The organism is Micrococcaceae bacterium Sec5.1, assembly GCA_039636795.1.
Taxonomy (GTDB): Bacteria; Actinomycetota; Actinomycetes; order Actinomycetales; family Micrococcaceae; genus Arthrobacter.
This window is the reverse complement of sequence record CP143430.1, coordinates 216244-241045: the sequence shown is the minus strand read 5'-3', so window position 1 is coordinate 241045 and position 24802 is coordinate 216244. Positions and strand designations below refer to the sequence as shown.

The following is a 24802-nucleotide window of genomic DNA, read 5'->3' as shown; positions in this document are numbered from 1 at the left end:
AGTCTGCAGGAACGGCCTGCCGAGCGGGCCAGCATTTTCAAAGATTCAGGGACGATGATGAGGAGCACCATGGCTGACCACACATATAGCGTTTCCGAAATTGTTGGCACTTCTTCCGAGGGCGTCGATGCGGCCGTCAGGAATGGCATTGCCGCCGCCTCCCAGACGCTGCGTAACCTGGACTGGTTCGAGGTGAAAGAGATCCGCGGTCATCTGCAGGACGGCGCAATTGCCGACTGGCAGGTGACCATCAAGCTTGGTTTCCGCTTGGAGCGCTGATCCCCTCTCCCGCGAGATGACAGTTGACGCCCATGTTCAGCAAAAACATGGGCGTCAATTGTCATCTCGGCGGGCGGGTTCGGGGGCCGGCTGGATCGCTGCCGGTACCTCGCCAAAGCTGCTGAGCAGCGTCAAAGCGTCCGACGACGGCGAGCCCGCCTTCGCGGAATGGACCCTCAGCAGCTGGTCGGGATCGTCCGGGAGGCTTAGCGTTTCAAAGTTCAGTTCAAGATCGCCAACCAGCGTGTGGTGCAATCTCACCGTGCCGGCAGAGCGTGAGGCCACCCTGTGCCCCGCCCACCACTGACGGAAATGCTCACTGTGCACCGCAAGTTCGCCTACGAGCTGGTTGGTTTGGGGATCGTTGGGGTGCCTGCCGACATCCATCCGCAAGGCACCCACTGCCTCGGCGGCCACGGTTTTCCAGTCCCTGAACAGCTCCTTCGCCGCAGGATCCAGAATGATCCAGCGGGTCAGGTTCCGCTCAGTGGCGGGCAGCGCCGTGAAATCCGTGAACAGCAGATGAGCCATCCGGTTTCCGGCCAGTACATCCGCGCGTCGCCCCAGGACCATCGCGGGAACATCCCCGACGGCGTCCAGCAGCTGCCGCAACGCGGGGCGGACCTTTTGGGCGGGGCCGGGATTGCCGGCCGAACTCGCGCAGTGCTCCAGCAGGTCCAGCATGTGCGCGTGCTCCCCCGCGTCCAGGCGCAGTGCCCTCGCTACAGAGTCGAGGACAGCCTTGGAGGGGTGGATGTTCCGGCCTTGCTCCAGGCGTGTGTAGTAGTCGGTGCTCACCCCGGAGAGCCTCGCCACCTCTTCGCGGCGGAGACCGGGCACCCTTCGTGAGCCGGTGGACCCCTGGCCCCCGACGTCCTCCGGCGAAAGGCGGGCTCGCATGACTTTGAGGAATTTTCCGAACTCGGCGCTTTGACCCATCCGTCCATTCTGCCGTTATCGCGGCGGGCATGACCAGAGCAGGACCACCGATTTGGGTAGGACTGCCAGACCTAGGAAAAACAGGATCAGGCTGGGTTGCTGACTCTCCGACGAAAACTGAATAGGCTCAGTACAGAGCCTCCCGAAAACGCTTTCTGGAAAACCGGCTTACCCGGCCGAACTCACAGGAACCACGGGGGGCTTGGACATATCTACCTCGAAGGAGACCTCATGCCAGAGCTGACCCTAAACAACGGCGTCACCATTCCCCAGCTCGGATTCGGTGTTTTCCAGGTGCCTCCGGAAGAAACACAGAAGGTGGTGGAAGACGCTTTGGAGGCGGGATACCGGCACATCGATACTGCCGCCGCCTATCGGAATGAGGCCGGCGTGGGCGCCGCCATCGCCGCATCAGGCCTTCCCCGGGAAGACCTATTCATCACCACCAAGCTCCGCAACGGAGAGCAGGGCGAGGCGTACGACGCCTTCCAACGAAGCCGCGACGCCCTCGGCTTGGAGGTAGTTGACCTCTACCTGATCCACTGGCCCGTCCCTTCACAGGGGCTGTACACGCAGGCTTGGAAGGAGATGGAGAAGCTCTACCAGGACAAGCAGATTCGGTCCATCGGTGTCTCCAACTTCCTCACAGACCACGTCGACACCCTGTTGAGGGAAGCGGACGTGGTGCCGGCCGTGAACCAGATCGAGCTGCACCCCACGTACCAGCAGGCCGATCTTGCAAACAAGTGCCGCGATCTCAGCATCGCCGTTGAGGCGTACAGCCCGTTGGGGCAGGGCAAGGACCTGAACGCCGAGGTAGTGGCCTTGGTGGCTGCCGCACACGAAACAACGCCGGCACAGGTAATTCTGGCCTGGCACCTCGCGCAGGGAACCATCGTGATCCCCAAGTCCGCGGACTCTGCCAGGATGCGGGAAAACCTCGGCGCCGCCGATCTCACTCTTACCCAATCCGAACTGGCTGCGGTCACTGCCATGGAGGCCGGGGCCCGCATAGGTTCCGATCCCGCCGTCGCGGCTTTTACCCAGCTCTAAATAGACAAAGTAGAGGACCAAAAACATGCAGTACACCAACCTTGGGCGCTCCGGCCTGAAAGTTTCGCGTCTGTGCCTGGGCACCATGAACTTCGGCCCCCAGACGGACGAAGCAACGGCGCACTCCATCATGGATTCCGCACTGGATTCCGGCATCAACTTCTTCGATACCGCCAACGTCTACGGCGGCTCGGGCCACAGGGGATGGACCGAGGAAATCATCGGGCGATGGTTCGCGAAAGGCGGCGAGCGCCGGGAACGGACCGTGCTGGCCACCAAGCTGTATGGCACCATGACGGATCGGCCGAATGAATCAAAGCTCTCCGCGTTGAACATTCGCCGTGCCCTGGATGCAAGCCTGAAGCGGCTGCAGACGGATTACATCGATATCTACCAGTTCCATCACATTGACCGTCAGACACCGTGGGATGAGATCTGGCAGGCAATCGAGGTGGCCGTCCAGCAGGGCAAGATCCTGTATTCGGGAAGCAGCAACTTTGCCGGCTGGCACATCGCCCAGGCCCAGGAAGCCGCCCGCAGGCGGAATTACACGGGGCTGGTCAGCGAGCAGTCCATTTACAACCTCTTCCGGCGCGAGCTGGAGCTTGAGGTCATCCCCGCCGCTCAGCAGTACGGTCTCGGCTTGATCCCGTGGTCTCCGCTCCAGGGCGGCCTGCTGGGTGGCGTACTGAAGAAGGAGGAGCAGGGCGTGCGCCGCACGGAAGGCCGTGCGCTGGAGACGCTCCGCAAGCATGAGGACCAGATCCGTCAGTACGAGGATTTCGCGGATGAACTTGGGCAGAAGCCCGGCGACGTTGCGCTGGCCTGGTTACTCCATCAGCCTGCCGTGACGGCGCCGATTGTTGGACCGCGCACTCAGGATCAACTGGATGCCGCAATTAGAGCACTGGACGTGACCCTCAACGACGATGCCCTCAAGCGGCTGGACGGCATCTTCCCGGGACACCGCACCGCCCCGGAGGACTACGCCTGGTGAGCACCCTCCTCCCACAAGCGGACACCGTCTCGCCGCGGAACATCCTGTTCATCGGCGGGACCGGGGTCATCAGCGCGGCGGCGGCTGAACGCGCCGTCGCGCTGGGCCACCGGCTGACCATCCTCAACAGGGGACGGTCAGCCGGGCGGCCGGTTCCTGAGGGTGCTGAAGTACTTCATGCGGACATCCGGGATACCGATGCTGTGCGGGAGGTACTTCGCGGAAGGGAGTACGACGCCGTTGCGGACTTCATCTCCTTCACACCGGCTCATGCGCGGGCTGGCCTGGAGATGTTCCGAGGGAGGACGGGCCAGTACGTTTTCATCAGTTCCGCCTCGGCGTATCAAAAGCCACCCACCACCTTACCCATCAGGGAATCGACTCCCCTAAAGAACCCGTTTTGGAAGTACTCGCAGGACAAGATTGCCTGCGAGGAGTTGTTCTTTGAGGCCTACCGCGAGCAGGACTTCCCGGTGACGGTGGTCCGGCCATCCCACACCTATGACCGGACGAAGATCGCCATGGTGGGTGGTTGGACTGACATTCACCGCATGCGCGCGGGAATGCCCGTGTTGGTTCATGGGGACGGGACCTCCCTGTGGACGCTGACCCATAGCCGTGATTTCGCCAAGGCCTTCGTTGGGCTCTTGGGAAGGCCGCAGGCTGTCGGTGAGAGCTACACCATTACTTCCGACGAGTTCCTGCCGTGGAACCAGATCTATCGTCTCTTCGCCCGGGCGGCTGGCGTTCCTGAACCTGAGCTGTTCCATGTTTCCTCTGAGACAATCGCCGCCCATAGCAAAGAGCTTGGCCCCAACCTCCTGGGTGACCGCTCGCACTCGGTGGTGTTCGATAACTCCAAGATCAAGGCACTGGTGCCGGACTACCAGGCAACCATCCCGTTCGCGGACGGCGCGAGGGAGATCATCGACTGGCACGATCAGCATCCGGAACTGCAGGTGGTGGCGGAAGACTTCATGGAGCTGAGCGATCGGCTCTATGAGTGGTCTGCTCGAAGAGTGGCGGGGCGGTAGCTGTTGCCAAGCAGTCCGTGGCCAGCGTAGAACAGCAAAGAGACCCGCCCGTCGAGATTGAAGCATTAGAGGAGATCATGCACATGACACTTGCCCCGCTCATTGAACTCAACGACGGCTACAAGATTCCGCAACTGGGGTTGGGTACATGGCCCCTGGATGATGCCCAGGTTGCTGACGCCGTCGTCGAAGCTGTTTCACACGGTTATCGGCACATTGATACGGCAGTCAAGTACGGCAATGAGAAGGGAGTCGGCAACGGAATCCGCGCCTGCGGGGTGGACCGGGGCGAGCTCTTTGTCACCACCAAGCTGGACGGCGGATTCCAGGGCTCAGGCAAGGCAGTGGCAGGGCTCGATGGCTCGCTGGAACGCCTCGGGCTGGACTACGTTGACCTGCTGCTGATCCACTGGCCGCTCCCCCGCCGCGACGAGTTCGTCTCCACGTGGAAGACGTTCGAGGAACTGCAGGCCTCAGGCAAGGTGCGTTCCATCGGCGTTTCCAATTTCAAGCCCTCGCACCTTGACCGGTTGTTCAGGGAAACGGATGTTATTCCAGCGGTCAACCAGATCCAGGTCAGTCCCGCCATCCCGCGTCCTGTTGCCATCGCGTTCAACGAGCAACACGGGATTGTCACGGAGTCCTACAGTCCACTTGGTGCCAGCAGCGATCTCCTCAATGCCCCGGTTCTGGGAAGCATCGGCAGCAAGCACGGAAAGACGCCCGGCCAGGTTGTTCTGCGTTGGCACGTCCAGCAGGGCCTGGTTGCCATCCCCAAGACTTCCAACCCGAAACGGATGCAGGAGAACCTTGACGTCTTCGACTTCGAGCTGGACCAGGATGACCTGAGAAGGTTACAAACCCTCGACGCCGGGCCTGATGCGGGCGTCGACTCGGACGTGCAGGGACACTAAGCATGGGGGAACACGGCATGGAAACAGCAGGCACCAAAAAACTGATCTGGACGGGGTCCTACACAGCCGACAGGAACGGAAATGGCGAAGGCATCGGCGTCGTCACCCTGGATACAGAGGGGAAACTGACCTCCCTAGGCTTGGCTGTCGCAGCGAACTCGCCGTCCTTCCTCGCCATTCACCCAACGCTCCCAGTGCTCTATGCCGTGGCCGAGGAAGGCAAGATGGTACGGGCCTACCGCCGTACCGGCATCGCTGAACTGGAGCAAATGGGCGAGCCGTGGTCGGCGGGCGAAGCCGCTTGCCACGTCGCGGCGGATCCGCAGGGGCGATTCATTGTGGTCACCTGCTGGGGTGATGGCCAAGTGATTCTCTACGAACTGGACCACGACGGCGCCATCACGTCGCGGACCACTGCGGAAGCCGCCGTCGACCCCCATCAGACCGGACCAACCGACGAGCCGCGGCCCAGCCGCGCGCACTCCAGCCTCATGCTTCCCGACGGTCGCGTGATGACCACCGATCTCGGCCACGACCTTGTGCGGATTTGGCGGTTTGAGCCGGGCAAGGGCCTGTTGCCGGACCACCACGTGATCCTGCCCAAGGGCTCGGGCCCGCGGCACATGGTGCGGCATCCAAGCGGAACGGTATTCATCGACACGGAGTATTCGATTGAGGTTGCAGCTGTCAGGGCCGAACCGCAGGGAGTGTGCGAACTCACGGCCGTGGTCCCTGCCAGTGTCAACAAAGCGTTCGACGGCGACTCCGCCGCCGAGATTGCAATGTCCACTGACGGCCGGTTCGTCTATGTGGGAGTCCGGGGCTCCAACCGGATCTGCGTCCTGAAGGTGGGCGGCCAGGGCACGGACGTGACGCCCCTGGCCGATGTGCCAAGCGGGGGCGATTGGCCACGGCACCACCTGGTCTGCGACAGCTGGCTCCTGGTGGCACATGAAGGTTCCAACGACGTCCTGAGTTACAGGCTCGACCCCGAAACCGGCCTGCCCGACGGACCCGTGGGCAGGGTGGAGACGGGGTCCCCGAGCGTGCTGGTTCCGGCGGGTTAGGCCGCCCAGACCTGGACGTCGTCGGTTCCGCAGAACAGCTTCCGTCCAGTGGGTTCAAGGACCACCCACAACAGTTCCTGGTGCTGCGAAACGTCGTCAACACGGCCGGTACCGGCGCCCCAGGCGACATCGTAGATCCAGACGCGATCGCCGGCGCCCAGTTCAGTCCACTGGGCTGCCGGCACGTGCCGGTAGTCAGCAGGCCTGTTCAGGATGGAGCTGGTCATGCTGAGACTTCGCCAGCGGTCCGGCGCCGCCAGACGGTCGGCACTCCGTTGTGCGCCGGGAGGACGTGACCTTCGGCGAACACCTGGACGGCATCGGGGTCCGAGTCCGGGCTCCACAAACCCGAGGCCGGGCAGTGGGAACCGGTGGGCATGACACGGGTGGCTCGTTCGCGCAGGAGGGCGATGCTCTTCATCGTTGAAACTCATCCTTGGGTAGTTCAGGGCGCCGAATACTGGGAAGCAGCGCCTGGTGTGAAGCAGATCTCCTCAACCCTATGCAAGTCTCAAACGGTTCGTTATAGGCAATTGCATAGCATTTCCGCATGATGTCATGCAGCTGAACAATACGATTTGGGCTCATTCTCGAGTAAGAAAGCGCGCCACCCGCCCAACTAGGTCGCAGTAGAGCGCGTTTTGAGGGCTCAGAACGCGCTCTACTGCTACTCAGAGGGAGTTATTTGTAGCTGACGCTCAGCAGCAGGGCTTTCAGCTGCGAGTACTGCGTACTGCCCATCCAGGCCTTCGCTGCCTCGGGGGTGGCGAAGGTGGGTTGCTTGTCAGGATCGAACACAACGTATGCGTTCATGAATCCGTTGGGCATCCGGATCAGGTTGGTGCCAGAGCTAGTAATTCCTGGCTCCAGCTCGGACGACAAGCGAATATCCATGGCGTAAATGGGAGGATCATCGCTGGGGCCGGAACGAGCTGAAGGCATGCCCTCGTAGGCCGGTCCGTCGTAGGGGATGAATTGGATTTTGTTTGAAAAGAAGCCAAACTCCACTTGCTGGTCTGACATGTCCCTGATACCAGGAACCACTGCCCGGTCCAGGACTGTCCGATCCACCCGCCCCGCCGTGCCGTCTCCGTAGAACCCGCTGGACACAAAGGCGACCTTGTCCCCGGCGCTATCCAGGATGGTGGCCCCTTGGGATGCGGCCTTCGTTTCCTCCGAAAGATATGGACCCTGCTCCGTCCGGACAGTCCAGCCGCTCGGATAGTTGAAGGAGATGTGTCCATCCGGGAACGTGAACTTTTGCAAGGCTGCAACTGGTGGTGCTGTAGGTGTCGGCGTTGGTGCCACCGACGGAACGATCGCAGGAGCCGCCTGAGTGGGCGTGACCGGCGTCGGAGCGCTGGAGGGCGTCACTGATGCGCTGGCCGAAGGTGTGGCGGACATGCTCGGCGTTGGCGTTGGTTCAGGGGTTGTGACGGTGACTGCCGGCGCCGGCGTCGAGCTCACAGGCCCAAAGTTGGCCGCCACGAGGACGCCTGCCGTGACAGCTGCCGCTCCCAGCAACAACGCTCCGGCAATCCGGACCTTTCGTTTCCTGCGATCTTGGAGGGAGATCACGCCAGCCGGCACAGTGTCGCTGAAGACCCTGGGCCCGGTCAGCATACGGGCCAAAGCTTCTTCGCCGTTGATTTCGGCCTCTGGTTCCTGGGCAAGAGGGTCGATCGCGGAAATCTGGCTCTTGATCTGGTCCATCTCAGACTCCCATCTTGTGTGTAGTCGTTTCGACACCTGCAGGCATCTGTTTCCGGAAAGCACCACGTGCGCGGTGCAAGCGGACCTTGGCTGCTGATTCACTGCAGTTGAGTACCCGCGCGATTTCGGCACAGCCCAAACCATCCCAATAGGCCAGCTGGAGGATGTCCCGGTCCTGGTCGCGGAGGCGGGCCATGGCATCCTGTACAACGACGTTCTCGGAGTCGTCCCCGAAACGCTCCACCGCCGTCGTGCGTAGTTTTTCCTGCAGTGCCTGCTGCCGGTCACGGCTCCTATAGGCGTTGCCCACCAGATTGCGCGCAACAGCGAGCAGGTATGGAATATCGGGTTGGGAGTCGTCGTCCCATTTTTGCCACACGACCCGGAAAACGTCCGCCGCGATTTCTTCGGCAATTTCCGCCGATTCCACCCTGCGGCGGACAAATCTGAAAACGGACGGATAGCTGTTTTTGTGAATGGCGATAAACGCCAGTTCGCGCTCGGAAAGCACGATTTTCCCCCTGAAAGTAGTGTCCTGAACTGCAGGATACTTCTATAGTTTCCGGCCCACGTCCTGGGGTTACACGCGGCTCGGAGAATTTTCGATAGATTCGTCTCACCGAACCCGAGCGAAAGCGTGGAAGTCACATGGTGGAATCAGGTCCCGCTGCAGACTGGGCCCGCAAACAGGTGGACCAAGGCCGCGTGCCGGTGGCAGTGCTGGGAATCGCATCCAGCCACGGCATCTCCGACGTCGTTGCCTTTGGGCATGACGGCGACCGGCAGGCAACCACCGATGACCACTTTGCGCTGTTCTCAGTCACTAAACCCATCAGCGCGATGACGGTGATGCGCCAGGTTGAGCTGGGGAAATTGTCGCTCGGCAATTCATTGACGGACGCGCTCCCCGGCTTCGGCGCCCACCGCACGGACACCGTGACCCTCGAACACTTGTTGAGTCACCGGTCGGGAATCATGGATACACAGCTCGACGGCGGCACTCCCCTCCGCGAGGACCTCACCACGGCGGAGCAAGCCTTCTATGCTGGCTCGTTGGTCCAGTACTGCAATGTGGCTTTCGAGGGCGCAGCCGCCATGGCCGAATGGGCCGACGGCCGCCCGTTCGAAGAGCAGGTTCGTTCGCTGGCTGAGGACACCGGCGCGAAAGGCCTCACGTTCCACACGGACTGCAACCCGCACACACTCCGTGGCGCAGAAGAGCAAGGCCTGGACGTTGAAGGGATGTACAAAAAGAAGCATCCTGGCGCCGGGTTGTTCGGCACCGCCACGGATCTGCTCAATCTCGGCACCGAGTTGCTGCGCGATTCCGGCAAGGCAGTGCGGCCCGCCACGCTTGCGGCCATGCGCCGGCCAAGGACCACCGGGGTTTCGCACATCAGTGTCCGGCCCAAGCCTTTGCGGCACACGGGCCTCGGTTTCCAGATGCCAGCCAACGAATCCGAGCTGATTGCCCAAGGGATCTACGGTCACCCCGGGTGGGCGGGCACGGAATGGTGGATGTTCCCGGAGCAGGACCGGTGCGTCGTGTTCCTGACTAACATCCTGGACACCCCGGACCTTGGCGTGGACACGAATGAGCTCTTCAACGCGGTGGCTGCCTCCTGAGCCCAACTATGTAGCAGCTGAGCGCGTTTTGAGCCCTCAAAACGCGCTCAGCTGCGACTTACTTGGGCTGGGGCGAGCGCATCACCCGGCCACGCCACGCGGAAACAGCCCACGCGATCACGAACAGGGCCACCAGGAGCAGGCCTGCATCGCCAAGGTCGATCTCTCCCAACCACGTAGTCAGCGGGTCCTTGAGTTCAAACGCCGCGTTGACGAATCCTCCGAGCGTGATCACGGAGATGAACAGCGCCGAGATAGCCGAGATGCCGGTAATCACCACGTTGAAGCCGAGCTTTCGCTGAGGGTCGTTGATGGCGGTCTTGTACATTTTCATCATGGCCACGCCGTTGATGGAATCGCACAGTGTCATGGCAGCGGTGAACGCGAACGGAAGCGCCATCAAGGCGAGCGGCGAGACTCCGGCGAGTGACGCCGTCGTGGTGATAACCAGCAGCCCGATGGTGGTGGCCGTATCGAAGCCGAGGCCGAAGAGGAACCCGATCACGTAGATATTCCGTGGCCGCTCCACTTTTGACAGGGGCTTGGTCAGCAACCGGGCAACAAATCCCTTCGCCTCGAGATCGTCTTCGTGGATCCGGCCGCCAGCCTGGACGCTCCGGTACACCTGCGTGGCACGGAGCAATGCGGAGCCGTTGAAGAGCCCCATCGCCAGCAGGAACAACCCCGACACTCCACTACCGATCAAGCCCAGTACCTTGTTGCCCGCCGTGCCGTCCTCCATGAATTGCCCTATCAGCGTTGCGCCCGCTATCACCAGGAGCCCTGCCAGGATCACGACGGAACTATGGCCCAGGCTGAAGGCGAACCCGACACTCACCGGATCCTTGTGCTGGGCCACGAACTTGCGCGTGGAGTTGTCGATCGCAGCGATGTGGTCCCAGTCGTAGCTGTGCTTGATTCCAGCCACATACGCGGTGATCACCAAGCCGAGCGCCAGTGGCTGGGCCGCCCCCGCCGAACCCAGCAGCAACAGCACGACGGCGGCAACGTGCAGCGCAGCCACCGCGCCGAACGTGAAAAGTAGCCGGGTGCGCAGCGGCAACTTCTCCCGGTCCCGGTATATGGCGGCGAACCCAGTCAACGCAGTCATCAATACTTCCTCAGATTCACGGGTCCCTGACCATACCAACGTTCACGGAGAACTGAGGTACAGGCGCCCAGCAGATTATTGAGTTCGTCGGTGCTGTTGGACAACGATCTCAGCACAAGTCCAGTAGTACCGCCAACACTATTGGTCAATGAAACGCCCGTGTAAGCATCATGGTCCCGCGTCAAGTGGTGCAGCTCGTCGGCAAGCTCCTGATTTACCCGCGGATCCACAACCACCAACGACCCCACATGACTAAAGCCCTCCATGAACCCCATCCCAGTCACATCACCCAGCGGCGGCCTTATCAGGAGGTTATCGAGGACCAATAGCCGGGATCCCCCACCGGTCTCGACCTGGATCTCATTGCGCAGCCGCAACTCCTCATACCGGAACACCCCGCCGTCGGGCGACCACCCCGGCGTAATGACCTCAGCCATGACAAGGCTCGACGTCGGGTGGAGACTAATGCGCGAATTCTGCCGATAACTCGCCTCCCGGTAGGCGATCAACTGGTCAGGCAACAACTCCAACCGCGCCCCCTCCCCCAGCCGCACACGCATCCGCTGCTCAGCAAAGGACCCCGGAGTCCGATACACCTTCGTGGCCGACTGAGTCGTCAACAGCAGCTCCGCCCCCGCCTGGACCTCCACATCAATAAGGAACAAGTCCGCCCCCAAATACGCCCCGCCAGGATTAACCATGACAAAGCAAACCTGCCCCGACTCATCCAGATAATGCGGCCGCAACACTCTCAAAGCGCCCTCATGAAATTGCCGAGAAGCAACAGACCTCCCGCCCCGGACACTAACAAAAAGCTCCAACCGCCCCCGCACGTCCCGCTCCCCAACTGCTGAAGCCAACCCGGCGCCGGGCTCCACGTTCCCCCAAGGACCAACATCGCCGGCCGGGACCACTATGTGCGTGCTCATAGACTCTCCCCGCAAGACGCCCCGCCCCCAGCACTGGCGTCGGATGTTAGGGGCCACCGTTCCGTGCCAGCAGTCCGGATGGGGCGATCCGCGAACGCGGATGAAGGGGGCCGCGGCGTGGCGGGCATCGCGAAGCGGGCACGGCCCCCTTCATCCGCGGGCGCCGCCCCCGGTGAGATCAAAGCGGCCTTGGGCACACTCATGAGGCCAGATCAAGCATCAGGACGTCGCGCCGAATCCAGTTCAGAACGGCGTCCAACCCTTCGTCGGTTTTGAGATTCGTGAAGCAGAAAGGCTTGTTGCCGCGGAATTCCTTGGAGTCCCGCTCCATGACCGAGAGGTCTGCTCCGACGTGAGGCGCGAGGTCAGTTTTGTTGATGATGAAGAGGTCGGATTTGATCATGCCTTGGCCGGCTTTTCTGGGGATTTTTTCGCCTTGCGCTACGTCGATGATGTAGATGGAGAAGTCGACGAGTTCGGGGCTGAAGGTGGCTGAGAGGTTGTCGCCGCCGGATTCGACGAAGATGACTTGTAGGTCGGGGTGCCGGGCTTTGAGTTCTTCGATGGCTGCCGTGTTCATGGAAGTGTCTTCCCGGATTGCGGTGTGGGGGCAGCCTCCGGTTTCGACGCCGATGATGCGGTCTTCGGGGAGGATGCCGTTGGCCGCGAGGATTTTGGCGTCTTCGATGGTGTAGATGTCGTTGGTGATGGCGGCCATGGAGATGTCGCCGCTCATGTGCCGGGTGATCCGCTCGACGAGTTGCGTCTTGCCGGCCCCGACGGGTCCACCAACGCCGATTTTGATGGGTTCAGACATGTGTCCTCCTGGGTTAGCTCATGAACATGCGGGCGCGTTGCCGCTCGTGCCGCATTTGTGAAATTTCAAGTCCGGGGCTCACGGCCCCAAAGTCGTCCCAGCACAGTTGTGCTACAACCTCGACGGCGGTAGCAACGGCGTCGTGCGCGTGCCGAAGTATCCGTTGCCCGGCGTTCTGCCCGAGCGGAATGGCGCGCACGGCGTTCTGCGTCAGGGAAGTAACCGTGGCAAACAAATACGCAGAAAGCGCCTCCTTAAAAGGAACCCCCAAAGACTGCGCAATCACCCCAAAAGCCAACGGCTGGTGCCCCCCACACTCCCCCCGCCGAACCAACGCCCGATACGCCTCCAACTCCGCCGAAGGAAACACCTCCCCGCCAATCTCCAAAAGCCGCCCACCCATCTTCAAGGAAGCCTCCCGAACCTCCCGAGCCAACAACTGCCCAGAAAGAACAGAATCCAACAAACCAACATCCACCCCCTCATACAAGAACCGCAAAGCCAACCCATCCGAATAAGTCAACTGCTGCCCCACAAAAACCCCCAGCCACCGCCCAAACGACCCCTCATCACGAACCAACTCACGATGTATGTAGCTCTCAAACCCCAAAGAATGAGCAAACGCCCCTGTAGGCAACGCAGAGTCCGTCAATTGCTGAAGAGCCAGCTGATATCCCGCACTCAAAGCGCACCGCCAGAGGTGCGGACCGCGCGCTGGAGCGGAGCTGGGAAGGGGGCCGCGGCGTGGCGGGCATCGCGAAGCGGGCACGGCCCCCTTCCCAGCGAAGCGCAAGCGCGCGCACCCAACCTCAGTCGGCGCACTGGTTTAGTGCGAATGCTCAGCATGGCGAAAAGGCACCGGCATGACCCGCTCTTGCCTGTCGTAGGGGACGCCGACGCTCTTCAGATAGTCCTCCACAGTGTGGTCATACTGACAAACCATGACCCCAGCGCCGTACTCGGATGAAGAGTCAAAGAACTGCGCCTGCAGATGCCGGTTGCCGAGCGAGTGTGCCACGACACCCATTTCGTGGATGCTGCGCGGAGCAATCACGAGGACGTCGGTGGGCAGCACGGAGATGATGATGAGGTTGGTGTCGTCGGCGGCGAGGATGTCGCCGTCGCGCAGGTCGCCGGATCCGGTGGGGAGTCGGATGCCGAGTTCTTTGCCGTGGTCGGTGGTGACGCGTTGGATGCGTTTGACGAGCAGGGCGCTGGGGAGGACGACTTTTTCTTTGTGGTGGGCGGCATAGGCGTCGGGCTGTTCGTGGAGGTTGCCGAGGATTTTTTCGATAATCATTTGGTCTCCGGGATGGTGTTTAGAAGAGGTGGTAGCGCTGCGCCATGGGCAGCACGTCGGAGGGTTCGCAGGTGGCTTCGACGCCGTCCACTGTCACTTTGTAGGTTTCGGGGTCGACGACGATGTCCGGGGTTTCGCCGTTGAATTTCAGGTCGGCTTTGCGCAGGTTCCTGATGCCGGTGACGGGCCGGATGATGCGTTCGAGTCCCAGTTCGGCCGGCACTCCGGCGTCGATCGCGGCTTTGGAGAGGAACGTGATGGACGTCTGTTGGAGGGCTCGCCCGTAGGTGGCGAACATGGGCCTCATGGTGCGAGGCTGCGGTGTGGGAATGGAGGCGTTGGAGTCGCCCATGAGTGCGTAGGCGATTTGTCCGCCTTTGATGACGAGCTCGGGCTTAACTCCGAAGAACGCGGGGTCCCACAGCACCAGGTCCGCGAATTTCCCTTCTTCCACGGAGCCGATGACGTCCGCCATGCCCTGAGCGATGGCGGGGTTGATGGTGTATTTGGCTATGTAGCGTTTGAGCCGGAAGTTGTCGGATCCGGCAGAACCATGCACAGCGCCAGACGGATCCTGAAGAACCCCGCGTTGCCGCTTCATGGCATCGGCCACCTGCCAGGTCCGGATGATCACCTCGCCTACGCGGCCCATTGCCTGCGAGTCCGAGGACGTGATGGCGAAGACGCCGAGATCGTGAAGGACATCCTCGGCTGCGATGGTTTCGGCACGGATGCGGGAGTCCGCGAAGGCCACGTCTTCCGGGATGTCCGGGTTGAGGTGGTGGCAGACCATGAGCATGTCCAGGTGCTCTTCGATGGTGTTCTTTGTGTACGGCAACGTGGGGTTCGTGGAGGCCGGAAGTACATTGGGCAGCCCGGCAATCTTGATGATGTCCGGCGCGTGGCCACCGCCAGCGCCCTCGGTGTGGAAGGTGTGAATGACCCGCCCGTCGATCGCCTTGATGGTGTCTTCCACGAAACCGCACTCGTTGAGGGTGTCGGTGTGGATGGCTACCTGGACGTCGTATTCGTCAGCCACGCGCAGGGACATATCGATGGAGGATGTGGTGGAACCCCAGTCCTCGTGGACTTTGAGCCCGACGGCACCCGCGCGGATCTGCTCTGCGAGGGGCTCGACGGCGGACGCGTGGCCCTTGCCGAACAAGCCGATGTTGATGGGGAGCCCTTCCGCGGCCTGGAGCATCCGCGAGATATGCCAGGATCCGGGCGTGATGGTGGTGGCCTTGGTTCCTTCCGCCGGTCCAGTGCCGCCGCCGGCCATCGTGGTGACGCCGCTGCAGAGTGCAGTGGGAACCTGTTCGGGGGAAATGAAGTGGATGTGGGTGTCGATGCCGCCAGCCGTGAGGATTTTCCGTTCGCCGGCGATGATCTCCGTGCTGGCACCGATCACGATGTCCACGCCATCCATGACCTGAGGGTTGCCGGCTTTGCCGATCTTGAAAATGTGGCCGTCCTTGAGGGCGACATCGGCTTTGTAGATGCCTGTGTAGTCCAGGACGATGACGTTGGTGATGACCGTGTCAGGGATGTCCTCGGAGCGCGTCGCCTGGCCGTTTTGGCCCATGCCGTCGCGGATTACTTTGCCGCCCCCGAACACCACTTCCTCACCGTAGACGGTGTAATCGTTCTCGATTTCGAGGAAGAGTTCGGTGTCTGCCAGCCGGATGGCGTCACCTGTCGTTGGGCCGTACAGCTCGGCATATTGCCGGCGGGGAAGCTCGAAGCTCATTTGGCGTCTCCTTCCATAGCCACGCCCGGACGAGCGGTCCCGCCAACGCGGGCACCGCCGTCGAGCTTTCCATTGACAGCGTTGCTCAAGCCGAAAACTTCGCGGGAACCTGTCAACTCCACCAGCTGGACGGTCTTCTTGTCGCCCGGTTCGAAACGGGCTGCGGTGCCGGCGGGGATGTCCAGACGCCGGCCATAAGCGGCTTCACGGTCAAATTCCAGGGCGCGGTTGGCCTCCGCGAAGTGGTAGTGCGAGCCAATCTGGACTGGCCGGTCACCTCGATTGACAACCTCGACGGCGATCGCCTCACGGCCGCTGTTGCAGGCGATGGGCTCGGGGCGGAGCCTGTATTCACCGGGGATCATGGGGGCTCCTATCGAATGGGGTCGTGGACAGTGACAAGCTTGGTGCCGTCGGGGAACGTGGCCTCGATCTGGACGTCGTGGATCATCTCCGGCACGCCTTCCATCACGTCTTCGCGGCGCAGCAATGTGGTCCCGTAGCTCATGAGCTCTGCAACGGATTTGCCGTCCCGGGCGCCCTCGATGAGCTCGTAGCTGATGATCGCGATGGCTTCGGGATAGTTCAGCTTCAATCCTCGCGCCTGCCTTCGTCTGGCCAGGTCGGCAGCCACCACGATCATGAGTTTTTCCTGCTCACGGGGCAAAAGATGCATCGATTCTCCTCAAAGCAGCTACTAGGGTGCACACGTACGGACAGTTTGTGATCAGCGTAAGGACTGGAAGTTTCAGCCACGTTTCCAGAGGGTCTCAGTCGGCTGTGGGCTTGGCCGCCGCTCGATGCTTTCGGATCTGCCAGACGACCAGGATGACGACCACGACGGCGGCCACCACCAAAGCGGCACCGCGCCCCACTGTGCGGGCTAGTTCTTCGTACGAGTTCCCGGCGATGAATCCCAAGGTCACGAACAGGCCGCCCCAAAAGATGCCGCCTGTGAAGTTCCAGATGGCGAAGCGGCGGTATGGCATTCGGCTGAGCCCTGCGAGCGCGGGCATGACTGCACGAAAAAAGGCTGTGAAGCGGCCCAGGAACACGGCGAGACCGCCACGGCGGGCAAGGAAATCCTCGGCTTTTTGCAGCTGAGCCCGTCTCTTGTCCAGGATTTTCAACCCCATGACCCACGGACCCAAGTGCTTGCCGATCTCGTAACCCACAGTGTCACCCAGGATGGCTGCGGAGATGACCACCAGGATCATGCCCCACAGGGGAAGAGAACCCCGGCTGGCGAAGACTCCTCCGACTACCGCGGCGGTTTCGCCTGGGATCACGAAGCCGATAAACAATGCATCCTCGGCGAAGACCAACGCGAACACGATGCACATCACCACCAGTGGGCTGGCGTGAAGGAGTCCGTCGAACAACGACTGCATGGGGTTGAGTGTGGCAGATCAGTGGGTCTGTGGGGAGACTCTGCGGGCGCTGTTTTAATGACCGCCTATCCATAGACAGTCTAATACATCACTAATATACTAGTTGAGTACTTCACGTGAAAACCCGTGATCAGCTCGATGAGGAGTTAAACAGCACATGCAGAAACTCGCACACCGGCTCGAACGCCTGGGCACCGAAACTGCGTTCAGCGTGGCGCAGGCCGCTGCCGCTTGGAAAGCCAAAGGGAACCTGGTGTACCCCTTCCACCTTGGCGACATCAATATCCCAACTGCCCCTCACATCGTTGAGGCGATGAACAAGGCAATCGCCGATGGCTACACGGGCTACTGCCCCGGCGCCGGTATCCCCCAGCTTCGGGAAGCCCTCGCCGAAGACCTCGGCGCACGGCGCGGAATGGAATTCTCCCCCGACAACGTGGTGGTAATGACCGGCGGTAAGCCCGTTATCACCAAGTTCCTGCAGGCCGTCATGAACCCTGGCCAGGAGGTGCTCTACCCCAATCCCGGATTCCCGATCTACGAATCCCAGATCGAATACCTGGGCGGCACCGCTGTGCCTTACCGCTATGTGCCTACAAGTGACGGGTTCGCGATCGATCTGGACCAGGTCCGGGCATCAATCACCCCGAACACGGCCGCGATCATCTACAACGATCTGCAGAACCCCATCTCTGCCGAATCGACGGCGTCCGAACGCGAGGCAATCGCACAGATCGCACAGGAGCACGACCTCTGGGTACTCTCAGACGAGGCCTATTTCGAGACGCGCTACGAAGGAGCCTCGAGCTCGATCGCGTCACTTCCCGGCATGGCAGAGCGCACTGTCATCCTCTACACGTTCAGCAAGAAGTTCGCCATGACGGGCTCGCGGCTCGGGTGTGCCGTTGCCCCGCTTGAAATCGCAAAAGTGCTCAGCACTCTGAACACCAACGATGAATCGTGCACCACTCACTATGTGCAGTGGGCCGGCATCGAAGCCCTTCGCGGCCCCCAGGAACCGGTACAGCAGATGCTGGACATCCTGAAGGAACGCCGGGATACCGCCTGCGGGATCGTCAATGCCATCCCGGGAATGAGCGTGGCAGTTCCGCAGTCCACGTTCTACCTGTTCCCCGACGTCACAGAGGCCATGCAGCGCCTGGGTTACACAGCAGTGGGCGACTTCGCTTCCGACGCCCTCTACAAGACCGGGGTTTCCTTCTGCACGCGTGAGCACTTCGGCCGGCGCCTGCCCGGCGAGGAGCGGCAGTACATCCGGCTCGCGTACTCGGGCATCGAAGTGCCGGACATCCGCGATGGCCTGGCCCGCCTGCGTGAATGGATCGAGACAGCATGAGCCGCATCGTCGTCACCGGACGCGTGCCGGAACCCGCGCTCCAGAAGCTCCGCGCCCAACATGAGGTGGATGCTTGGGAGGGCTCGGACTCCATCAGCCGCCAGGAACTTCTGCGGCGGGTGGCAGGAGCCGATGCCATAGTGAGCCTGCTGACCGAACGCATTGACGTCGAACTGCTCGACGCCGCGGGCCCGCAGCTCAAGGTGGTCGCGAACGTCGCCGTTGGCTATGACAACATCGACGTCCCCGCCTGCACCGAACGCGGGATCATCGCCACCAACACCCCTGGGGTGCTCACTGAGGCCACAGCCGACATCGCGTTCGGCCTGATCCTTATGGCCACGCGCCGGCTCGGCGAGGGGGAACGGCTCATCCGTTCCGGCCAGGCCTGGAAATGGGGAATGTTCTTCCTGCTCGGCAGCAGCCTCCAGGGCAAGACCCTGGGCATCGTCGGCATGGGTGGAATCGGCCAAGCCACCGCACGCCGGGCCAAGGCCTTCGGAATGGAGATCGTCTACCAGTCCCGCAGCGAAATCGACCCCGCCATCGCTGCGGAACTCGGTGCACGGCGAGTGGAACTTGATGAATTACTGACCATTTCCGACGTCGTGTCGCTGCACTGTCCGTACGGACCGGCCACGCATCACCTGATTGGCGCCGAGCAACTCGCAACGATGAAGAAGTCCGCCTACCTCGTCAACACCGCACGCGGACCCATCATCGACGAAGCCGCACTCGCCTTGGCCCTTCGCGAAGGACAGATTGCGGGCGCAGGCCTGGATGTCTTCGAACAGGAGCCCAAGGTGCATCCGTGGTTGCTGGACCTGGAAAACGTGACGCTCGTGCCGCACCTCGGCTCCGCCACGGTGGAAACACGCACGGCCATGGCAGTACTCGCCGCGGACAACACGCTCGCCGTGCTCAAGGGCGAACAACCGCCTACTCCCATCAGCTAAGGGAACGGCAGTTGCTGTGGCGGCGGGTGAGTTTCTACCCGCCGTCACAGTACTTAAGCCCGATGAAGCACTAGTTGTTCCGGCCGCGGGCGGCGACCTTCCACGTGTCCACCACGGCGCCCTCACGAACCACAGTGACCTCGTCCACGAGGTTCATGGCCAGGCAAACGTGGTTCGGGATCAGCCTGAGCCGCGTGCCCAGTGCCGGCAGTTCCTCAGAGTCCGGCCAAACAACGGTGGCGTGGTGTTCAGAGAGCGCTGTAATCCGGGCCTCCCGGTATTCGGGCAGGCGCCCGTATCCGGTGGCCCAGTCCGGACGGTCACTGCCCAGGATCTTGCTGCCCGCGTCCACAACCACCCGCCGGACATTCCCGCCGTCGGACTCGTGGCGGCTGACTACAGTCGCAGCGACAGTCAGCGCGATGTCGTTCCACGTGCAGCGTTCGAGTTCAAGCTGTTGGGCATCACCGAAAACATAGACGCCGGGGCGCAACTCGGTGGCCAGCGTTTCGGCGTCGAGCAGCGCGGTGGGGGTGGAACCGCCGCTGATGGTGCGGACCTCAAAGCCGGCGTGCTCCAGTGCGGCGGAAGCACGGCCAAGGGCCTCATTCTCGTTACCCGCTGCGTCCCTTGGCATTCCGGGCTTGTAACTGTGTCCGGGGAATGTGAAGACGCCCGCAATGTTCAGCCCGCTTGCTGCGGCCGCGCGCGCAATCTCCACCACTTCTCCGGGGAGAACCCCGCTGCGGTGATGCCCGCTGTCCACTTCGATCAGGACATCAATACTTCTGGCATCGGCGCCCAACTGGCGGCCCATCGCCGTCGCGCTTTCCGCCGAATCCGTGCCGACCGCGATGCTGCACGTCCTGGCAAGCTTCCGCAGCCGCTCCGCATGATGCGCCTCTATCCACAGCGGATAGGCGATGAAAATATCCGTGGCACCCCCGGCCGCAAAGACCTCGGCCTCCCCGATCGTCGCAACCGTGAGCCCAACTGCCCCAGCCGCGAGCTGCTTGGCGGCGATCTCCAGGGTCTTGTGTGTCTTCACGTGCGGGCGGAGCCTCAGTCCCCGGCTGAGCATGCTTGAAGCCATGCGTTGGATATTTCGGTCGAGGACATCGACGTCGATCATGATGGCTGGCGTGAGAATTCCGTCCGGGACTGCGTGGTTCATTCTTAGAACAGTAACGCCCTACGGCGCGGACTGCCTGACGCGCAGCGAGAACGCCGCTTCCGGCTGCTCCACCTTGTCCGGGGAACCCTTGCTTTCAATCCTGTTGATGAGGAGCTCGACGGCGCGCTCCGCAATTTCCGCACGGCCAGGCTCCACCGTGGTCAACGACGGCGACGCGAACCGCGCTTCGTCGATGTCGTCGAACCCCGCCACCGCTATTTCGTCCGGGACCCGTTTGCCTCGGACCAGAAGCTCGTGCAGCGCCCCCAAGGCAACGACGTCGTTCAAACCGAACACGGCATCGAAACCAACACCGCTGTCCAGCAGCCGCGCGATCGCGTCCGCACCGCCGTCGCGCCGCCACTCGCAGTCGATCACGAGGGCTGGGTCATACTCCACGCCGGCGGCAGCGAGCGCAGCTCTGTAGCCGTTAAGGCGCAGGCCGTTACTGCCTGTTGTGTCGCCGTCGTGCGCGCCCAAAACGGCTATGCGACGGCGGCCTCCCGCAAGCAGGTGCGCGGTGACGGCTGCCGCTGCCTCGTGATTTTGGATGAGGACCATGTCCAGCCGCGGGTCCTGCACGAATTCGCCCAGGAGGACCAGCGGTTTCTTGCCGGCGGCCTGGATGATTTGCTCGGCATCCATTGCCAGCGGGATGAAGAGGAGTCCGTCCGTGAGGCTGCGGAACTGGCCTTGAAGCGCAGATTTTTCGTGGTCGGCTTCGTTGCCGGACTGCTCAACAAGGACCCGGTAGCCGCGGGCCCACGCCGCCTTCATGATGTCCGACGCGAGTTCGGCGTAGTACGGAACCGAGAGGTCGCTCAGCACCAGACCGAGCATGCTGGTCTTGCCGGAACGGAGGCTGCGCGCGGTCAGGTTGGTTTCGTATCCGAGTTCTTCGATCGCATCCAAGACGCGCTGCTTCGTAGCTGGCCGGATGAACTCGTAGTTGTTGATGACGTTGGAAACCGTCTTCAAGGAGACCCCGGCGGCCCGTGCGACGTCGTTCATGGTGACGGCCATCAATGTGCTCCTTCAATCCCTCTGCCCCGGATCCGTTCGCCGGGGCGCTGGGTACATCGTTGCAGATCAGGTGCCACTGTTGCGCTGCATGGCGCAGGCGTAGTGTCGGTAGTAGAAGATTTCGGGTGTGGCAAAAAGGTCCGGAGTTAACTATCCGGGCTGTGCGCGAACTCGAGCGCACTGCCGCCAGCCGGAGTCAATCGCTCTGGCATTGCCTGGAATGAGGCCGAATGGCCCAGAACGATGTAGTGCCCACAGCGGAACAGTTGCAGGATCTGCTGTTGGAGAGCCCCGGCTTCACCGAATTCCTTCTGGGTTTGACCACCATTTCGGCTTCGTTGTTGGGCGGGGACGTCCCCATGCTCTGTGCTATCACCGTAGAGCGGGATGGAGGCCCTGCCACCGTGGCGAGCAGCACGGAGGCTGCTCAGCGCCTGGATGAAAAGCAGTACGAGTTCGACGACGGCCCATGCCTTACCGCGCTCCGGGAGCAGCACACCGTTTTGGTTGAGGACCTTCAGGCCGACGTCCGCTGGCACCATTACGCCGACGCTGTTTCGCAGGAAGGCATCACCACCATGCTGGCGGTGCCGATTACGACGGACGATGACTCACGTGCCGCGCTGAACTGCTATTCCACCGAAGCAGGCACGTTCGATCCAGAGACCGTGGCATCCATACAGAAGCACGCGGAATCCTTGTCGAGGATTCTGCGACTGGCACTGCGCCTGCACACCCCGGATCCATACCCTGTGCACTTGCGTTCCGCCTTGGAGTCGCGGGCCATAGTGGATGCGGCTATTTCCCTGATCATGGTGCAGAACCGTTGCAGCCGGGATTCCGCCATCAGGCTCATACAATTGGCGTCCCGCAACAGTGATAAGCGGCTCCATGAAATTGCAGAAGACATTCTGAAGCGGGCAGTCCACGAAGATAAGGAGGGTAGGTAGGCTCTATGAATGCCGAACCTTGGGGGACACCGGAACGCCATGGAAAACTTGACCAGCGCCAGCAAGCCACCGACAGATTCCGAACCGGAAACGTAAGCCTGAACAGTCTATGGACCTACTATTTCGGCATTGGAGGGGACGCCGATGAGCTGGTGCTGGACGCCTACCTCAACGGACTTCTGGTCCTTGCCCCAGGCCAGATGGAACTCGTAGATACTGCCTTCAGGGAACTCACCGCAGACGGCCGGACAGAACCGGCCGGCCAGCAGGGCCGAGGAATAGTAAGGAAAGACAATGACTGAAACCCAGCCATCACGGTACGTTAACAGCCCTCTCCCTTTCCCCGGTCCCGTTGAAGATCACGTGGATCTGACGGACTTCGTGGAACATCTGCAGGATCTCTTGGTGGAGAATGCCGATATCCGTGAATTCCTCCAGGACCTCGCCGCATTGATCGCAAAGAAGCTCACCCGGAACGGCAACACGATTGCCTGCGGAGTCACCGTCATCCGGCAGAAGAAACCGGTGGCCGTGGCCGATAGCGATACCCTTGCCAGGAAGTTGGACGAGATCCAGAACAGCTTCCGCGATGGCCCTTGCCTTTCTGCCCTTCGCACACGCACTATCACCCACGTCCCGGACGTCCACGACGAAGATCGCTGGCCCGAGTACATGCGGGCTGCTGCGGCCACCAATGTGGGTTCTATCCTGGCCTTTCCCATGGAATTGAACAGCACCGCGGAGGCCGTGGTGAATCTCTATTCCACTCGCACTCACGGTTTTTCCCACGAGGATATTTTGTCGGCAGAGCGTGTCACGGCCACCGGCGCCAAAGCCCTCCATCTGGCCTTGAAGATCGCCCAGCTTCGGGACGCCCGCGAGAACCTCACCGCCGCTCTGGAATCCCGCACGATCATCGACACCGCCGTCGGAATCATCATGGCGCAGAACCGCTGCAGCCGGGACGCGGCTTTCCAAATCCTCGTCAGCGCGTCCAGCCACCGCAACATCAAACTTCGCGTAGTGGCCCAAGGGATCATCGCCCATATTGCCGGCGACCGAAAGATCTCCGCAGCTTTCGAGGAATAGCAAGCAACCTGTCTACATGCGGTTTTTCTGGTCCGAAACCCATTAGGCTGGGATTTAGAACACGGGAGTCCAGCGATTTCAAAGATTGTTTCAGTCGGCCAGCCGACCTGAACGGCCGGGAAGAAGATCATGACCAAGAAGCAGCTTCCTCTGGATGAGCTTTCGGGCGCCATCGGCCGGATTCTGGGCCTCTTGTTGACCGAGGAAAAGGTTGACCAAGCCGTTCAGAGCCTCTCCCAGGCCATCAAGGAATCCGTACCCGGCACGCTCGGTGCAGGGGTCTCCATCCTCGATTCGCAGGCACGGAGGACCAGCACCGGATTCACGGACAGCATCGTGGAGCAGGCAGACTTCCTGCAATATGAGTTGGGCCAAGGTCCTTGCCTGACGGCGTGGGCTTCGGAAGAACCTGTGCTGATCGAGGATTTGGGCACGGACCCGCGGTGGCCGGAATGGCGCACTGCTGTCAGCTCTCTTCCCATCAAATCGGTAGTCAGCGCGCCTCTTATCGCAAACGGGCACAGCATTGGCGCTATGAAGGTCTACGCTTCCCAGGCCTTTGTCTATGACAACAACACGGCCTCCCTTATGGGCCTGTTTTCCTCTCCTGCTGCGACCCTTCTCTCCCACATTCAAAGCACCGAGACACCCAAGCGCATCAGTGAGGGCCTGCAGGCCGCCCTGCACAGCCGCGATGTGGTCAACCGGGCCTGCGGGATTTTGATGGAACGGCACAAAATCACTCATGAACGGGCCCTGCAGCAATTGATAGGGGACGCCCGCGACAAGAGCAGGACCTTGCAGGAAGTCAGCGCCGAGCTTGTAGCCGGGATCCCGGCAGACCACAACTAAGGCCGCGGGATATGGGCTTCGAACGTAAAGAACCCGAGCAACGCCGAAGGCTCCTGGAAGCCCTCTCCGCGGCGCGGATCAACACGGGCACTCTGTGGCTGCAGTACTTCAGCATCGGCGGGTCCGTGGGTGAATATGAAGTGGAGGCGTACTTGCAGGGAATGCTGTCCGTTCCGGAACTGGAAAGGGACCTCCTGGCCATGGCAGCGAACGAGCTCCTGAACAGCCAAGCCGGTCCCCACGCACCATATGCTGACGAGCTTCCTTCCTCGGATTCGAACGGTTCCGAACCTGGTTCTGGTGACGCCGAGCGGGGTTCCGCCGACTCCGAGTCCGGTTCCGGGCCTAACATTCCCGGCGACGAAGCCGATCCCTCCTAGCCGTCACACAGCGCTCATCCATCTGCAACGCCCCGGCAACATGAATGCGGAAGGCTGTAGTTACGAGGCCGATCGGCCCAAAACGACAGCAAACTGGCTGA

General features: G+C 61.7%; 30 protein-coding genes. 14 read left to right on the top strand and 16 right to left on the bottom strand.

Features of this window, described 5'->3' with window-relative positions; all coding sequences use genetic code 11:
- The first annotated feature begins 69 nt into the window (after positions 1-69).
- A complete protein-coding gene (locus VUN82_01215; GenBank protein ID XAS72507.1) occupies positions 70-279 on the top strand; it encodes a dodecin in 210 nt (69 codons plus the stop codon).
- 54 nt (positions 280-333) lie between these two features.
- On the opposite strand, the gene VUN82_01210 is transcribed toward VUN82_01215, so the two are convergent.
- A complete protein-coding gene (locus tag VUN82_01210; GenBank protein XAS72506.1) occupies positions 334-1218 on the bottom strand; it encodes a helix-turn-helix transcriptional regulator in 885 nt (294 codons plus the stop codon).
- A gap of 231 nt (positions 1219-1449) precedes the next feature.
- Here VUN82_01210 and VUN82_01205 point away from each other — a divergent pair, with 231 nt between their 5' ends.
- The 5 genes from VUN82_01205 (at position 1450) to VUN82_01185 (ending at position 6283) form a co-directional block, all read left to right on the top strand.
- The gene (locus VUN82_01205) at positions 1450-2271 is read left to right on the top strand and encodes an aldo/keto reductase (protein ID XAS72505.1); all 822 of its coding nucleotides are present in this window, start codon (positions 1450-1452) and stop codon (positions 2269-2271) included.
- A gap of 25 nt (positions 2272-2296) precedes the next feature.
- Positions 2297-3268, top strand: a complete 972-nt coding sequence (locus VUN82_01200; GenBank protein XAS72504.1) for an aldo/keto reductase — start codon at positions 2297-2299, stop codon at positions 3266-3268.
- Positions 3265-4302 (top strand): NAD-dependent epimerase/dehydratase family protein, encoded by a 1038-nt coding sequence (locus tag VUN82_01195; protein ID XAS72503.1) that lies wholly within the window; start codon positions 3265-3267, stop codon positions 4300-4302. The genes VUN82_01200 and VUN82_01195 overlap by 4 nt, the downstream gene beginning before the upstream one ends.
- An 83-nt stretch (positions 4303-4385) precedes the next feature.
- Positions 4386-5216 carry an aldo/keto reductase gene (locus tag VUN82_01190; protein XAS72502.1) on the top strand — a complete coding sequence of 277 codons (831 nt, stop codon included), beginning with the start codon at positions 4386-4388 and terminating at the stop codon, positions 5214-5216.
- A gap of 2 nt (positions 5217-5218) precedes the next feature.
- Complete coding sequence (locus VUN82_01185) at positions 5219-6283, top strand: beta-propeller fold lactonase family protein (GenBank protein XAS72501.1); 1065 nt, start codon at positions 5219-5221, stop codon at positions 6281-6283.
- Here VUN82_01185 and VUN82_01180 read toward each other — a convergent pair.
- From VUN82_01180 to VUN82_01165, 4 genes are all read right to left on the bottom strand, one after another.
- Positions 6280-6510 carry a hypothetical protein gene (locus VUN82_01180; GenBank protein ID XAS72500.1) on the bottom strand — a complete coding sequence of 77 codons (231 nt, stop codon included), beginning with the start codon at positions 6508-6510 and terminating at the stop codon, positions 6280-6282. The two genes, VUN82_01185 and VUN82_01180, sit on opposite strands and share 4 nt — an antisense overlap.
- A complete protein-coding gene (locus VUN82_01175) occupies positions 6507-6704 on the bottom strand; it encodes a hypothetical protein (GenBank protein ID XAS72499.1) in 198 nt (65 codons plus the stop codon). Before VUN82_01175 ends, VUN82_01180 begins: the two co-directional genes overlap by 4 nt.
- Before the next feature lie 260 nt (positions 6705-6964).
- Positions 6965-7996: a hypothetical protein gene (locus VUN82_01170; protein XAS72498.1), complete on the bottom strand. Its 1032-nt coding sequence runs from the start codon at positions 7994-7996 to the stop codon at positions 6965-6967.
- Between the two features lies 1 nt (position 7997).
- A complete protein-coding gene (locus tag VUN82_01165) occupies positions 7998-8507 on the bottom strand; it encodes a sigma-70 family RNA polymerase sigma factor (protein ID XAS72497.1) in 510 nt (169 codons plus the stop codon).
- A gap of 137 nt (positions 8508-8644) precedes the next feature.
- Between VUN82_01165 and VUN82_01160 the strand changes: the two genes are divergently transcribed.
- A complete protein-coding gene (locus tag VUN82_01160) occupies positions 8645-9622 on the top strand; it encodes a serine hydrolase domain-containing protein (GenBank protein XAS72496.1) in 978 nt (325 codons plus the stop codon).
- Between the two features lie 58 nt (positions 9623-9680).
- On the opposite strand, the gene VUN82_01155 is transcribed toward VUN82_01160, so the two are convergent.
- From VUN82_01155 to VUN82_01115, 9 genes are all read right to left on the bottom strand, one after another.
- Positions 9681-10733 carry a nickel transporter gene (locus VUN82_01155; GenBank protein XAS72495.1) on the bottom strand — a complete coding sequence of 351 codons (1053 nt, stop codon included), beginning with the start codon at positions 10731-10733 and terminating at the stop codon, positions 9681-9683.
- Positions 10733-11662, bottom strand: coding sequence for an urease accessory protein UreD (locus VUN82_01150; protein XAS72494.1), 930 nt, complete (start codon positions 11660-11662; stop codon positions 10733-10735). The genes VUN82_01155 and VUN82_01150 overlap by 1 nt, the downstream gene beginning before the upstream one ends.
- Positions 11663-11861: 199 nt before the next feature.
- Positions 11862-12479 (bottom strand): urease accessory protein UreG, encoded by a 618-nt coding sequence (gene ureG, locus VUN82_01145; protein XAS72493.1) that lies wholly within the window; start codon positions 12477-12479, stop codon positions 11862-11864.
- Between the two features lie 13 nt (positions 12480-12492).
- Entirely contained in the window at positions 12493-13164 is a 672-nt protein-coding gene (locus VUN82_01140) for an urease accessory protein UreF (GenBank protein ID XAS72492.1), read from the bottom strand.
- Positions 13165-13305: 141 nt separating this feature from the next.
- Positions 13306-13779 carry an urease accessory protein UreE gene (ureE, locus tag VUN82_01135; GenBank protein ID XAS72491.1) on the bottom strand — a complete coding sequence of 158 codons (474 nt, stop codon included), beginning with the start codon at positions 13777-13779 and terminating at the stop codon, positions 13306-13308.
- A 19-nt stretch (positions 13780-13798) separates the two neighbouring features.
- Complete coding sequence (ureC, locus tag VUN82_01130) at positions 13799-15529, bottom strand: urease subunit alpha (GenBank protein XAS72490.1); 1731 nt, start codon at positions 15527-15529, stop codon at positions 13799-13801.
- On the bottom strand, positions 15526-15894 hold the full coding sequence (locus tag VUN82_01125; protein XAS72489.1) for an urease subunit beta: 369 nt from the start codon (positions 15892-15894) through the stop codon (positions 15526-15528). The genes ureC and VUN82_01125 overlap by 4 nt, the downstream gene beginning before the upstream one ends.
- A gap of 8 nt (positions 15895-15902) precedes the next feature.
- Complete coding sequence (locus VUN82_01120) at positions 15903-16205, bottom strand: urease subunit gamma (GenBank protein XAS72488.1); 303 nt, start codon at positions 16203-16205, stop codon at positions 15903-15905.
- A gap of 94 nt (positions 16206-16299) precedes the next feature.
- Complete coding sequence (locus VUN82_01115; GenBank protein ID XAS72487.1) at positions 16300-16920, bottom strand: DedA family protein; 621 nt, start codon at positions 16918-16920, stop codon at positions 16300-16302.
- A 157-nt stretch (positions 16921-17077) separates the two neighbouring features.
- On the opposite strand from VUN82_01115, the gene VUN82_01110 reads away from it, so the two are divergent.
- The gene (locus VUN82_01110; GenBank protein XAS72486.1) at positions 17078-18277 is read left to right on the top strand and encodes an aminotransferase class I/II-fold pyridoxal phosphate-dependent enzyme; all 1200 of its coding nucleotides are present in this window, start codon (positions 17078-17080) and stop codon (positions 18275-18277) included.
- A complete protein-coding gene (locus VUN82_01105) occupies positions 18274-19233 on the top strand; it encodes a D-glycerate dehydrogenase (protein ID XAS72485.1) in 960 nt (319 codons plus the stop codon). The genes VUN82_01110 and VUN82_01105 overlap by 4 nt, the downstream gene beginning before the upstream one ends.
- 70 nt (positions 19234-19303) lie before the next feature.
- On the opposite strand, the gene VUN82_01100 is transcribed toward VUN82_01105, so the two are convergent.
- A complete protein-coding gene (locus VUN82_01100; protein ID XAS72484.1) occupies positions 19304-20407 on the bottom strand; it encodes a D-TA family PLP-dependent enzyme in 1104 nt (367 codons plus the stop codon).
- Between the two features lie 18 nt (positions 20408-20425).
- On the bottom strand, positions 20426-21430 hold the full coding sequence (locus tag VUN82_01095) for a LacI family DNA-binding transcriptional regulator (protein XAS72483.1): 1005 nt from the start codon (positions 21428-21430) through the stop codon (positions 20426-20428).
- 230 nt (positions 21431-21660) lie between these two features.
- On the opposite strand from VUN82_01095, the gene VUN82_01090 reads away from it, so the two are divergent.
- From VUN82_01090 to VUN82_01070, 5 genes are all read left to right on the top strand, one after another.
- Positions 21661-22380, top strand: a complete 720-nt coding sequence (locus VUN82_01090; protein ID XAS72482.1) for a GAF and ANTAR domain-containing protein — start codon at positions 21661-21663, stop codon at positions 22378-22380.
- 5 nt (positions 22381-22385) lie between these two features.
- Positions 22386-22682: a hypothetical protein gene (locus tag VUN82_01085; GenBank protein XAS72481.1), complete on the top strand. Its 297-nt coding sequence runs from the start codon at positions 22386-22388 to the stop codon at positions 22680-22682.
- Positions 22675-23469 (top strand): GAF and ANTAR domain-containing protein, encoded by a 795-nt coding sequence (locus VUN82_01080; GenBank protein ID XAS72480.1) that lies wholly within the window; start codon positions 22675-22677, stop codon positions 23467-23469. The genes VUN82_01085 and VUN82_01080 overlap by 8 nt, the downstream gene beginning before the upstream one ends.
- 129 nt (positions 23470-23598) lie before the next feature.
- Positions 23599-24321: a GAF and ANTAR domain-containing protein gene (locus VUN82_01075; protein ID XAS72479.1), complete on the top strand. Its 723-nt coding sequence runs from the start codon at positions 23599-23601 to the stop codon at positions 24319-24321.
- A gap of 11 nt (positions 24322-24332) precedes the next feature.
- A complete protein-coding gene (locus VUN82_01070; GenBank protein ID XAS72478.1) occupies positions 24333-24701 on the top strand; it encodes a hypothetical protein in 369 nt (122 codons plus the stop codon).
- Positions 24702-24802 lie beyond the last annotated feature (101 nt).